Source organism: Micromonospora sp. 15K316, from assembly GCF_004348525.1.
Taxonomy (GTDB): Bacteria; Actinomycetota; Actinomycetes; order Mycobacteriales; family Micromonosporaceae; genus Micromonospora.
On record NZ_SMKG01000180.1, the window covers coordinates 1 to 12,120 of the forward strand.

Sequence of the window (12,120 nt, forward strand, 5' to 3'; positions counted from 1 at the left end):
GGCCGGGCAGGGCGACCGCCTACCTCACCGAGTCGTTCGGCGATCCGTCCTTCTACATCGACTCCGCCGACGGGTTCGACGCCGGCAACGGTTATCGGGACGACACGGCCCGCCTGCCACCGGACGCGCACACCCACATGAGTTGGGCGTTCACCGAGCCCGGCATCTACCGACTGACCATGCGGGCGCAGCTCGCGGTCACCGCGGACACCGCACCCATCCCGATGGGAGAACAGGTGTTCACCTTCGCCGTCGGAGTGGATCCGCACTCGGTGCCCGGTATGACAGGCGCGGCGGTGCTCAACTCAGGCCACGCGGACCTCACCGCCGACATCGACGAGGGGCGGCTGTACCTGTTCGCCGACCCGGAAGGCAACGGCGAGGCCAACCAGCAGGTGTACGACCCGGCCCACACGGTGATCGAGGTGCCCAACAAGGCCCTACTGGAGGTCCCCGGCGACCGTAGATTCCGTTTCCTCGGCCGTCCGGGCACACGAATCCACCAGCTTCCCCAAGCGGTGCTCGGCAAGCACGTGCACGGCGAGATCGACCCACATCTGTGGCAGAACGTGCGCAACGCGATCTCCTACGTGGAGCTGATCCGCGACACGCTGATCCGGGTGGATCCACCGGGCGCCGCGACTTACCGCGCGAACGCCTCCAGATACATAGGCGAGCTGGAACGGCTGGACGTGTACGTCCGGGACACCATCGCCCGGATACCAGCGTCACGACGGCACCTGGTCACCACGCACGACGCGTTCGGCTACCTGGGCCAGGCGTACGGGATCCAGATCTCCGGGTTCGTCACCCCGAACCCGGCCACCGAGCCGAGCCTGGCCGACCGGCGCCGGCTCACCGAGACGATCCGCAATCTCGACATACCGGCGGTGTTCCTGGAGCCGAACCTGGCGGCGAGGTCGAGCACCCTGACGCAGGTGGCCGGGGAGGAGCGGCTGCGGATCTGCGCGATCTATGGCGACACCTTCGACGACGAGGTGACCAGCTACGCGGCGATGATGCGGTTCAACGCCGAATCGCTGCGCGACTGCCTGACCAGGCCACAACGAGGGAGGACACCGTGACGGCAGGACGCGCGCTGGGGCGCGCCAGGATGACTACAGCTATCCCGCGATGTGCGGCAGCGGTGCTGGTCGTGCTGCTCGCGGCGGCGTCGCCGGCGCCGGCCGCGGAGCCGTCGCCGGGCCTGGGCCAGACGATCGCGCCCGACCAGCCGGTGGCCACCGGCCGAGCGACGCTCGTGACCGGACACGTGGACATCGGCCCTCGGTACGTCGACGACCAGTGGACCCTTCTGATCCACGACGGCACCCAGGCGCAGCCGGTGTGGCGCAACCCGGATGACACCGTGCTGCGGGTCTCCGACGCCGCGCTCCAGGAGGTCCCCGACGATCCGGCGTACGCGTTCCTGGGTGTCGACGGCGGCGAGCGGGTGTACGTGGTGCCGCAGGTCCAGAAGCCGGACGTGGTGTGGATCGGCTGGAACACGCAGGACCCCCGGGTGATGCAGACGATCGACCGCGGCGCCACGCTGACCCTGCTCGGCGTACGGGGACCCGGCACGGTGACGACATTCATCCAGTCGGGAAACTTCTCCGCGCCGCAGGTGCTGTGGCGCTCGCCGGAGCCGGCGGCGCAGCCGATGTGGGTCGAGGTGAACACGCACACCCACGCCAACTGGGTCTTCTCCGAACCCGGGGTGTACCTGGTCGCGGTCCAGGTCTCTGCCGACCTGATCACCGGCGAGAAGGTCTCCGCCACCCGGACCCTGCGGTTCGCGGTCGGCGACGCCACCAGTACCGATGAGGCACTCGCGGCCACGGCGGACATCGCCGTACCTGCCGCCCAGGCGTCCCCTGGCGAAGCGCCGACTCAGGCAGGCGAAGCCTCCGACGGCCCCGGTACGCCGTTGCTCGCCGCGTTGGTCGGTATCGCTGTGGTGCTCGCGATCGCGCTGGTCACGGTTCTGCTTCGCGGCGCACGCGCCAAGCGCCGCGCCGAACGCGAACACGTGGCATCCGCGGCGGGCGGCCAGTCGTGAGGGCGCTGGCGATCGAACAGTTGGATGTCGACCTCGGCGGCCGACCGGTTCTGCGAGGCGTGCGGCTGCATCTCGACGCGGGGGAGCTGGTGGGGCTCCTCGGCCCGAACGGTGCCGGCAAGACCACCCTGCTGCGCGCCATCCTCGCACTCATCCGCCCCCGGGGCGGGCGGGTACTGGTGGAGGGGAGACCGTCACGTCCCGGACGGTCGGCGATCGGCTACGTGCCGCAGCGCCACGAGTTCACCTGGGACTTCCCCATCTCGGTCGAGCAAGTCGTGCTCAGTGGTCGTACCGGAAGGGTCGGCCTGCTGCGCCGTCCCGGAGTGGCCGACTGGAGAGCTGTGGGCGAAGCGCTGGACCGGGTGCAGCTCGCCGCGTTGCGCCGGCGGCCGGTCGGGGAACTCTCCGGCGGGCAACGCCAACGGGTCCTCGTGGCGCGGGCCCTCGCGTTGGCGCCGCGCATCCTGCTCCTCGACGAGCCGTTCACCGGGCTGGACATGCCCACCCAGGAGTTGTTGGGCGATCTGTTCGCCAGCCTGGCGGCCGAGGGGCGGGCAGTGCTCATGACCACCCACGACCTGGTCGCGGCGATGGAATCCTGCACCCGGCTGGTCCTGCTCAACCGCACGGTCGTTGCCGACGGACGTCCCGAGGAGCTCCAGGACGTCGAGGTGTGGATGCGCACCTTCGGGGTCAGTGAAACCTCCCCGCTGTTGAAACTCGTGAGGGCGGTCTAGTGTCGATCACCGATTTCTTCACCGATCTACTCAACCCCGACCTGGCATTCCTGCCCAAGGCGCTGGCCATGGCGGTGATGTCCAGCGTCGTCTGCGGTGTGGTCGGCTGCTACGTCGTGCTGCGCGGAATGGCGTTCATCGGCGACGCCGTCGCGCACGCCGTCTTCCCCGGCATCGCGGTCGCCTTCGTCTTCCAGGGCAGCCTGGTACTCGGTGGTGCCGTCGCCGGGGTCGCGACCGCCCTGCTGATCGCGATCTTCTCCCAGAACCGGCGGGTCAAGGAGGACTCCCTGATCGGTGTCTTCCTGGTCGCCGCGTTCGCCCTCGGCATCGTGATCATCTCGCAGGCTCCCGGATACGCCGGCTCGCTGCAACAGTTCCTCTTCGGCGCGATCACCGGTATCCCCGACCGGGACCTCTATCTGGTCGGTGGCACCGGACTGGTCATCCTCGGTCTCGTGTTGGCGCTGCACAAGGAGTTCGTCGCGGTCTGCCTGGACCGGGAGATGTCCCGCTCAATGGGGTTACCGGTCTTCTGGCTCGACATCGTTCTCTACGTCCTGGTGACCCTGGCCGTGGTGATCTCGCTCCAGACCATCGGCAACATCCTCGTCCTCGCCCTCCTCATCACCCCCGCCGCGGCCGCCCGCCTGCTCACCGACCGACTGGGCGTGATGATGTTGCTCGCGCCGGCCATCGGCGGCGGCTCCGCGCTCATCGGGCTGTATCTCTCCTGGAGTTACGACCTGCCGGTCGGCGGCACGATCGTCCTGGTGGCGACCGCGGTCTTCCTGGCGTCCTGGCTCTGGGCCCCCCGGCACGGTCTGTTCACCAAACGCTGGCGAGCCGTCCGAGCGGACGAACGGTCCGAGGGCGCGGTACCGAAGCGGGAGGTCGCCGTGGGCGGCGGCGCGCAGTAGGCGTCGCCGACCGTGGGACAGGCGGACGACCCGGTCGATGCGGTCGGGCTCGCGGCTCGACGGCCGTTCCGTCGCTCCCGCCTACCCCGGATTCCTTCCCGGCAGGGGTGTGACGTCCCGGCTGGACGACGAGATCGCGTCGCCAGCGACAGGGTGGTCGGCTCACGGCACCGGCCAGGCGCGGCGGCTGAGCAACCGCAGCCCGTTGAGCGCGACGACGACGGTCGAACCCTCGTGGCCGGCGACGGCCAGCGGTAGCGGGAGGCTGCCCAGGATGTCCCAACCGGCGAGCACGACGATGGTGGTCGCGGCGATCGTCAGATTCGCCACCACGTAACGGCGTGCCCGGCGGGACAGCGCGACGACGGCGGGGATGGCGGTCAGGTCGTCGCGGACGACGACAGCGTCGGCGACGTTGACGGCCAGGTCGGAGCCCGCCCCGGCCATCGCCATGCCGACGTGGGCGGCGGCCAGCGCGGGGGCGTCGTTGACGCCGTCGCCGACCATCAACACCCGGGTGCCGTCCGACTCGAATTCGCGTATCGCGGCCACCTTCTCCGCCGGCAGCAATCCGGCCCGGGTGCTGCTGATTCCCACCGCGGAGCTGAGTTGAGCCGCCGCGCGCGCGTTGTCGCCGGTGAGCAGCACGGGCGCCCGCCGCGTCAGCGCGGCCAACCGGGTGACCACGGCGGCAGCGGCCGGACGGATCCGGTCGGCGATGCCGAGCACGCCGGCCGGTTCGCCGTCCACGGTCACCACGACGACGGTGTACCCGCGGTCCTCCAGCTCGTCGGTGAGACGGTGAGCCGGTGAGCGTCCGTGGGGGAGAAGGTGAGCGGGGCTGCCGACGGCGATGTCGCGCCCGCCGATGCGGGCGGTCACCCCCCTGCCGGGGTGGGCCAGGAAGGCGGTGGCGGGGGAGAGGACCAGGGCCCGTTCGCGTGCCGCGCAGATGGTCGCGGCGGCGAGGTGATGCTCACTCGACTGCTCCGCGGAGGCAGCCAGGGAGAGTAGCTGCTCCTCGTCGTCGAGTGGCCCACCCGGCACCAGGCACGTGGCAACCAAGCGGGCACGCCCCTCGGTCAGCGTCCCGGTCTTGTCGAAGGCGACCTGACTGATGTCGCCGAGCCGCTCCATCACCACCGCGGACTTGACCAGAACGCCGTGCCGGCTGGCCTGGGCGATCGCGGCCAGCAGGGGCGGCATCGTCGCCAGCACCACCGCGCACGGCGAGGCGACGATCATGAAGGTCATCGCGCGTAGCAGCGCGGTGGAGAAGTCCTCGCCGGCCGCGAGCGGGACGCTGAACACCAGGAGCGTCGCGACGACGACGCCGAGCGAGTAACGCTGTTCCACCTTCTCGATGAACATCTGTGTCCGGGCCTTCGTCCCGGACGCCTGTTCGACCATGGCCACGATCCGGGCCACGACCGTGTCGGCGGGCTCCCTCGTGACCCGTACCCGCAGCACACCGGCACCGTTGAGGGTGCCGGCGTACACCTCATCCCCCGGGCCCTTCCCCACCGGCAGGGACTCGCCGGTGATGGTCGCCTGGTCGACGTCGCCGGCGCCGTCCAGGACCTCCCCGTCCGCGCCGATCCGCTCACCGGGACGGACCACGATGACGTCCCCCACGGTCAGGGCGGCCGTGTCGACCGCCTCCTCGTCGCCGTCGCCGCGCAGCCGGGTCGCTCTGGGCGGGGCCAGGTCGAGCAGGCCGCGTACGGAATCCGCGGTGCGCCGCGTGGCAAGGACCTCCAGGGCGCCGGAGGTGGCGAAGATGACGATCAGCAGTGCGCCGTCGAACACCTGCCCGATCGCAGCCGCCCCGATCGCGGCGAGAACCATCAGCAGGTCCACGTCCAGCGTCCGGTCCCGCAGCGCCCGTAATCCGGCCAGTCCCGGCTCCCAGCCCCCGGCGGCATAGCAGGCCAGGTACAGCGTCCAGTACGCCCAGCCGGGCCCGCCGGCGAGTTGTGTCACTCCGCCGGCGGCGAACAGGCCCAACGTGGCGGTCGCCCACCGGGCTTCCGGGAGCGCCCAGACGGGCGTACGGCGTGGGCGTGCTTTCCTGCGGAGAGCAGCGCCGGATTCCGGCCGGGTCCAAAGGTCCGTCGACACTGGACCACAATACCTGCGCAGTAATGCAGATACGCAAGTTATCGGCTCGCTGGGCTAGGCTTCACGGCGTGCACGCGTCCCTTCCCGAGTTCCAGCTGCCCAACGAGGAACAGGTTCACCTGGCAGCCGAGAGCTTCCGACTGCTGTCCGACCCGACCCGGATCAAGATCCTGTGGGCGCTGCTGCAGGGGGAGTCCTCGGTCGCCTGCCTGGCGGACCTCGTCGGCGCGGCACCGACCGCGGTCAGCCAGCACCTGGCAAAGCTGCGGCTGGCCGGTCTCGTGCGCGGCCGGAGAGAAGGGACGTTCGTCTACTACTCCGCCGCGGACGTCCACGTGCGTCACCTGCTCGACGAGGCACTGTTCCACGCCGATCACGCGGATCGCGACCTGCCCGACCATCCCAGCGGGGATCTGACGACCCACCGGGGGGCGCCGTCGACCGGCTGAACGTCCCGCTCGCCGATTATGCGGAGCGCCCCGCCCGCATCCCACGTCGCGCACTCGTTGCCCGGGGCGGACGCCGGCGCGGCGCACCAGTCCCCGTCCCATGGGGCCGCAGAACTCCACGCCGACCCGGTCGTAGGTCGACGCGCCGCGGTCGAACACCCCGGCCATCTCCTGCTTCATCCGAGCGGTCCCGGCGACGTTCATCCTGTCACTCACCTCGGATCTCCTTCAGGTGGTCGTCCTCGCGGTGCGGCAGGGCCGGCGCTGGAGGGGTCAATCGCGGGGCGTCGCCACCACGACGTCCAACTCGCCGACGGCGGCGTCGAAGCCGGCGTCGGCCAACTCGTCGAGCAGCTGCGTCCCGGACACGACGTGCCACGGGTAGACCACCACGAGATCACGTACGGTGGTGCCGTCAGCGGTGCGGGTGCGGTAGCGCATCGTCCAGGTGACGGTGTCGTCGTCGTCGCCGGCGGGCCGGGCGTCGCCGCTGCCTTCGTAGGTGTGCCGGCCGATCGTGATCGTGGAGAACACGCTCGGCGGGACGACTGTCACCTCGGCGGGAGGTTGCAGGTTCACGATCAGGGGCGCGCCCGTTGCCAGCCGTGTCCGTAGCTCTGCCCAGAGCAGCCGGCGTCGCTGCGAATCGAGATGTCCGATCATGTTGATCGCGAGCACCCCGCCCAGACGGGGCGGCGGTTGCCAGTTCTCGATCCCGGTGGCGACGACGGTCACCCGCGGCCGCAGCGACTCGCCGGCGGCGAGCCGGGAGAGCAGTACCGCACGGAGGACCGGCGACGGTTCTACCGCGACGACCTCGGCGGTCGGCAGCGTTTCTGCCACGAGGAAGGTGCCGAGCCCTGTCCCCGCACCGATGTCGAGGATCGGCCCGTGTGCGGGAACGGCCCCGCGCAGGGCAGAGACGATCGGCGGGCCAAGTGTCTGCCAGGCGTCCCGGCTGAACACATCGATGAACTCACCGGACTCCGCGTACGGGTCGACCGTCATGGTGTTCGCCTCTCTCCGGAGCCGGCGGAAGGTTCGGGGTACTCGGTGGGCGCGCGTGTCGGTGCTGAAGACGTCCGGACCGGGCGGTGACCCGTCTCGGCAGCCGCGGCGAAGCCGCGGCTGCCGAGACGGCGTCCTCTCAGATGGCGGTCAGGGTCAGCGTCGCGACGTACTGTCCCGGAACCGTCTCGGTGGGCAGTTCCAGGGCGAGTCCGGCACCGAGCCGGGCACTGCCCCGACCGGCGCCGACCGGGGCGGAGCCGAGGACGCTGCTCGCGACCAGGCCGTTCCCGGCCGAGAAGCCGGGTGCGACCGCGGGACCCGCGGCGACACCCTGCCCGTCGGCCTGTGCCAGCACGCTCGGCGTCCAGCCGAGGTACTTCCCGCTGACCCGAAGGTCACCCGCGGTGAAGTCGCTCAGCTGGCCGGCGACGTTCCAGCCGGGCTCGCCCGGCCGGGTGTCGGTCACCGTGACCGGGCGCAAGCTCCCGGCGCTCTGCCACCGGTCGCCCGCGGCGGATATCGCCGCCGCAGGCAGATCCACCGTACGGTCCTTGGGGTCCACGCTGACGACCAACGCTCCCTGCGCCTCGTCGATGGTGACCTTGATCGTCTGCGATGCCGCCGGAACCTCGGCGTTCTCGACCTTCACCGTCACCGGCGTGCTCTCGGCCACGAGCACCTCACCGTCTCGATAGAGGCGGACGAGGTACTGGCAGTTGTCCGACTGCTCCGTGGCGGTGAACGAGTACGTCGCCGAGGTCTCGCTCGGAATCGCGGTGAACTCCGCCGCTCCCCGGCACCTGCTGAGCCAGCGGTACTGGTCCAGGTCCGTGGCCGGGTTCTGCGCGGCGGTCAGCGTCACCGTCTCCCCCGGGGCGTACGCCCGCTGCAGGCCCTGAATCGACAGCTCGACCTGCGGGTCCGGGTCCGGGAGCTCGCCCACCACGAAGTGGTAGGTGACCGGTCCGGTCGACACCGTCGTGCCGTTGGACAGCGTCGCGTCGGCCCGGAAGGTCAAGGTGTAGCTTCCCAGCGCGCTGAAGACCCAGTTGGCATGGGCGTGCGTACCGATCGGCACGTCGATGGCGTCCGGCAGGCCGTCGTCGCTGCGAAACTTGATCAGCGGCTGGCCGACCGGATCGGTCATGAACACCGACACTCGACCCGGACCGGCAACGTTCACCAGGCTCAGGCGGACCTTGTCGCCCTGGAACACGCCGGCTTGCAAGGTGGTCGTGTTCCAGCCCGGCCACAACAGGTTCGGATCCTGCGTCATCGGCAGGAGCCAGATCGTCGACCCTGCGGGGCCGAGGAACGCGTACTCCGCCAGGTCCGGCACCTCGACCGCCGCCTGTGGAAGTACCTGGAAGGTCACGTCGCGCGGATCCCGGGTGGTCGACGGCTGAACGGTGTCGTCGTGCACCTTCAGCCTCAGCTGGCCGTCCTCATAGTGGACGTCAACCGCGTCGGTGTGGCCCCGGGACAGTACGACGCCTTCCTGCGCCTGGGCCGGCGTGGCAGCGGTCGCCACCAGGCCGCCGACGAACATGACGGCCGCGCCGGCCGCGGCGGCAAGACGTCTCGGGCTTCTCGTCGTCATCCCCTCCCTCCAACTCTTTGAAATGAAAACCGATGTCAGGTTCGCCGGGAAGCTAGCACGCGCCCGGCGCCGTGTCGAGAAGCCGGAGTTCTCGTGTGTCTCTCGGCGCTTTCGGGGTGAGCCGGGTGGCGTCGTGAGTGGGGTTGCGCGCATGGAGAGGCGGATTGACAGCTAGACGAAAACGATTATCGTTTCGGACTAGCTGCGACGTGTGTCGCACTGTGAGGAGGAGTTGCATGCGAGCCAGGATGTCCGCGCTGACTGCCGTCACCGCGGCGATCACGACCGCGATGCTGGCCTGGGCCGTACCGGCCCAGGCCGGGCTCGTGCGGCTGTCCGAGGGGCACGTCGACGCGGTCGACGTCGCCTACGAGGACGGCGAGTTCGAGATCTCGGTCCACGACGAGACCGTGGATCCCGACGTGGAGCGCGACCCGGCTGACGTCATCTTCGTCGCCAAGCCCGAGGCCGCCACGACCGTGCCCGACGACCCCCGGTACGCCTTCCTCGGCACGCCGGGGGCCACCGTCCACATCCTCCCCGAGGTTCAGGACGAGAACCTGGTGTGGCCGGGCCTGGCCACCGAGGAGCTGACGGCGGGAGTGTTCGCCGGCGACAGCGTCCAGATCCGGTTCACTCGGGTCATCGGCCCGGACGGGTTCAGCCTTTTCACCACCGACCCGGTTGGGGCGCCGAACGTGCTGGTTGACAGCGAAGACGGCCTGCCCGACGTGGTCACCCGGCCGGTGGGCGGCCACATGCACGTCAACTGGGCGTTCGAGCGGGCGGGCACCTACCTGATCAAAGTTGACGTGACCGGGAAGCTCGCCGCGACCGGCGCGCGTGTCACCTCCGAGCCGGTGTGGCTCACCTTCCAGGTCCAGTGCTGACCCCCCTCCCGATCCGATCGACGCAACTGGAGAAGCGATGACACTCGTCCACCGGGCGCTGGCAGCCCTCGCGGCGACCACCGCCGCGTTCGTCGGCCTGGCCGCCACGCCGGCGGCTGCGGCCACCATCGAGACCGGGCATCTCGACGTCCTCGACGTCGACTATGTCGCTGGAGCCCTCACTCTCGACATCAAGTCGCACACTTCCGGCGACGATGACCTGTCCCCGGCGGGTACGACCCTGCGCCTCCCGGCGGCCGCGGCAACCACGGTGCCGAGCGGGTCCGCCTGGAGCTGCCTCGGCGCCGCCGGATCCACCGTCTACGTCGCCCCACAGGCCGAGAACCCGAGCCTGCTGTGGGCCGGTTGGAACACTGAGGACGTGCCGGCCGCCCAGGGGCCGGTGAAGATGGAACTCATCGGTGTATCGTCCGCGCCGGCCGGCGGGCGCTTCGCCATCTACACGACCAACGCCTTCGGCACGCCCAGTTTCCGACTCAACTCCAACACCGCTGCGGGTTGTCCGATCTCCGTATGGCCCGGCAACATCCCGGCCGGCACCCATGCCCACGGCAACTGGGCCTTCTCGGCGCCCGGCACCTACACCCTGTCATTCCGGGCCACCGCCACGGGCGGGTCCGGCGCGGTCAGCCCCACCGTGAACTACACCGTCCAGGTCGGGTAGGGCCACACCGACCAGCGGGCGCGCCCCCGACCTCTCCGGTCGGGGGCGCGCTCCCCGTTCGATGACGCCAGGAACGGCGTCGTCGAGCGTTCCTGCATCTCGGTCCACGCAGCGCGCTGCCCGTCGGCCTCGGGTCGTCCCGGCGGCTACTCGTACGGATCGGGTGGGGCGATCACCTCGCGCCACGACTCGACCTCGACGTACGGGATCTCTTCGTTGTTGATCGGGTCGCGTCCGCGGCGGTCCGTGTAGCGACCGACAACCTGTATCCAGGTGTCGTTGTCAAGGCCCGTGGGGATGTCGCCTGTCATGCCGAGTTTGACGGGTCGGCCGTCGGCGGCGCAGCAGGAGAGGACCATCCGGGCGAGGATCGGCTGCCCGTCGGGACCAGGTGTGAGGAAACCGGTGAGTCGGACGCGGCGGTCGCCGATCGACCGGCCGTTGTCGAACAGCGCGCGGGCGGCATAGTCGAGGAGGGTGGTCGTCGCCGGGTCGCCCGCGGGAAGTGGGAGATTTTCGTACTCGTCGGCGGCGGTCACTGCGGTGCCGGCCTGGCCGGCGGCGTAGGAACCGAGAGCGGGCGGAACGACCATGAGCAGCCCTACGATCGGCAGGATCAGCAGCCACGCCACACGCGGCTCGTGGTGGGAGTGCCCATGGTCGGTGGCCGCGGGCACGCCGCCCACCTCGTCCAGCCGGTCGGCGGTGGCTTCGTCCGGTTCGCTCGAGGTGAAGGCCGGCCGGAATTCGTACCAGAGGGTCATCACGGCGGCGGCGATAAGCACGAGGCTCGCCGCGATGAGGAACGGGCGAAGCCCCTCTTTGACGTAGCGCAGGTAGAGGTCGGTCATGGTGGCCCGGAGGACAGCGCCGCCGAAGAGGAACATGACGCATGCCTGGGCCTGGCGGTTCACAGCAGCACCATCCCGGTGACCGCGGCCACGCCGACCGCGACCGTGAAGGTGGCAGGCGCGAAGCGGGCGGCGAAGCGCCGGCCGAAGATCCCGGCCTGCATGGCAACCAGTTTGAGGTCGACCATGGGACCAACCACCAGGAAGGCGAGTCGGGAGGTGAGTGAGAACTGGGACAGTGATGCGGCGACGAAGGCGTCGGCTTCGGAGCAGATGCTCAGCAGCACGGCGAGCGTCGCCAGGGCGAGAACGGAGAGCAGCGGTTGGTCCGCGAGGGCCTGAAGCCATCGCTGGGGTACCAGGACGTTTATGCACGCCGCGGCGGCAGCGCCGATCACGAGGAACCCACCGGCATGAACCACATCGTGACGTACGGCGGACCAGAATGCCTGGCTGCGGGGAACGCCCTCCAGATCGGGCCGGTGCGGCAGCCGGATCCACTCGGCCCGACCCAGGCGCAACCAGAGCCAGCCCATGATCATGGCGACGATCAGGCTGGCGACGGCACGGCCGACCACCATCTCCGGGTTGCCGGGAAATGCCACGGCGGTGGCGGCGAGCACGATGGGGTTGATCGCTGGGGCGGCGAGCAGGAAGGCCAGTGCGGCGGCCGGGGTGACGCCGCGGCGGATCAGGGAGCCGGCGATCGGCACGGCGCCGCATTCACAACCTGGGAGTACGACGCCGGCGGCGCTGGCCACCGGTACGGCGAGGGCGGGATGCCGGGGGAG

Annotated in this window: 12 protein-coding genes; 7 read left to right on the top strand and 5 right to left on the bottom strand. The window is 70.2% G+C overall.

The genetic code is table 11. From position 1 onward, the window contains the following. From E1211_RS24900 to E1211_RS24915, 4 genes are all read left to right on the top strand, one after another. The coding region (locus E1211_RS24900) for an anchored repeat ABC transporter, substrate-binding protein (RefSeq protein WP_132351442.1) at positions 1-1,085 on the top strand (1,085 nt) is incomplete at its 5' end. Positions 1,086-1,114: 29 nt separating this feature from the next. Beyond that, positions 1,115-2,062, top strand: a complete 948-nt coding sequence (locus E1211_RS24905; RefSeq protein WP_132351444.1) for a choice-of-anchor M domain-containing protein — start codon at positions 1,115-1,117, stop codon at positions 2,060-2,062. Further along, the gene (locus tag E1211_RS24910) at positions 2,059-2,802 is read left to right on the top strand and encodes an anchored repeat-type ABC transporter ATP-binding subunit (protein WP_132351446.1); all 744 of its coding nucleotides are present in this window, start codon (positions 2,059-2,061) and stop codon (positions 2,800-2,802) included. Before E1211_RS24905 ends, E1211_RS24910 begins: the two co-directional genes overlap by 4 nt. Further along, positions 2,802-3,722, top strand: coding sequence for an anchored repeat-type ABC transporter permease subunit (locus tag E1211_RS24915; RefSeq protein ID WP_132351448.1), 921 nt, complete (start codon positions 2,802-2,804; stop codon positions 3,720-3,722). Before E1211_RS24910 ends, E1211_RS24915 begins: the two co-directional genes overlap by 1 nt. Before the next feature lie 162 nt (positions 3,723-3,884). Here E1211_RS24915 and E1211_RS24920 read toward each other — a convergent pair whose 3' ends face one another. Beyond that, the gene (locus E1211_RS24920; protein ID WP_132351450.1) at positions 3,885-5,843 is read right to left on the bottom strand and encodes a heavy metal translocating P-type ATPase; all 1,959 of its coding nucleotides are present in this window, start codon (positions 5,841-5,843) and stop codon (positions 3,885-3,887) included. 23 nt (positions 5,844-5,866) lie between these two features. On the opposite strand from E1211_RS24920, the gene E1211_RS24925 reads away from it, so the two are divergent. Further along, positions 5,867-6,292 carry a metalloregulator ArsR/SmtB family transcription factor gene (locus tag E1211_RS24925; protein WP_207915503.1) on the top strand — a complete coding sequence of 142 codons (426 nt, stop codon included), beginning with the start codon at positions 5,867-5,869 and terminating at the stop codon, positions 6,290-6,292. A 273-nt stretch (positions 6,293-6,565) separates the two neighbouring features. Here E1211_RS24925 and E1211_RS24930 read toward each other — a convergent pair whose 3' ends face one another. Both E1211_RS24930 and E1211_RS24935 read right to left on the bottom strand, forming a co-directional pair. Continuing rightward, complete coding sequence (locus tag E1211_RS24930) at positions 6,566-7,300, bottom strand: trans-aconitate 2-methyltransferase (RefSeq protein ID WP_132351454.1); 735 nt, start codon at positions 7,298-7,300, stop codon at positions 6,566-6,568. A 139-nt stretch (positions 7,301-7,439) separates the two neighbouring features. Beyond that, positions 7,440-8,903, bottom strand: a complete 1,464-nt coding sequence (locus E1211_RS24935) for a choice-of-anchor M domain-containing protein (protein WP_132351456.1) — start codon at positions 8,901-8,903, stop codon at positions 7,440-7,442. Positions 8,904-9,139: 236 nt separating this feature from the next. Here E1211_RS24935 and E1211_RS24940 point away from each other — a divergent pair, with 236 nt between their 5' ends. Together E1211_RS24940 and E1211_RS24945 are read left to right on the top strand one after the other, a co-directional pair. After that, on the top strand, positions 9,140-9,793 hold the full coding sequence (locus E1211_RS24940) for a choice-of-anchor M domain-containing protein (protein WP_132351458.1): 654 nt from the start codon (positions 9,140-9,142) through the stop codon (positions 9,791-9,793). 37 nt (positions 9,794-9,830) lie between these two features. Further along, positions 9,831-10,478: a choice-of-anchor M domain-containing protein gene (locus tag E1211_RS24945; RefSeq protein WP_132351460.1), complete on the top strand. Its 648-nt coding sequence runs from the start codon at positions 9,831-9,833 to the stop codon at positions 10,476-10,478. A gap of 146 nt (positions 10,479-10,624) precedes the next feature. On the opposite strand, the gene E1211_RS24950 is transcribed toward E1211_RS24945, so the two are convergent. Next, positions 10,625-11,392 (bottom strand): TIGR03943 family protein, encoded by a 768-nt coding sequence (locus E1211_RS24950; protein WP_132351462.1) that lies wholly within the window; start codon positions 11,390-11,392, stop codon positions 10,625-10,627. Then, positions 11,389-12,120, bottom strand: a 732-nt coding sequence (locus E1211_RS24955; protein ID WP_132351464.1) for a permease, incomplete at its 5' end; no start/stop codon positions are given. The genes E1211_RS24955 and E1211_RS24950, both read right to left, overlap by 4 nt.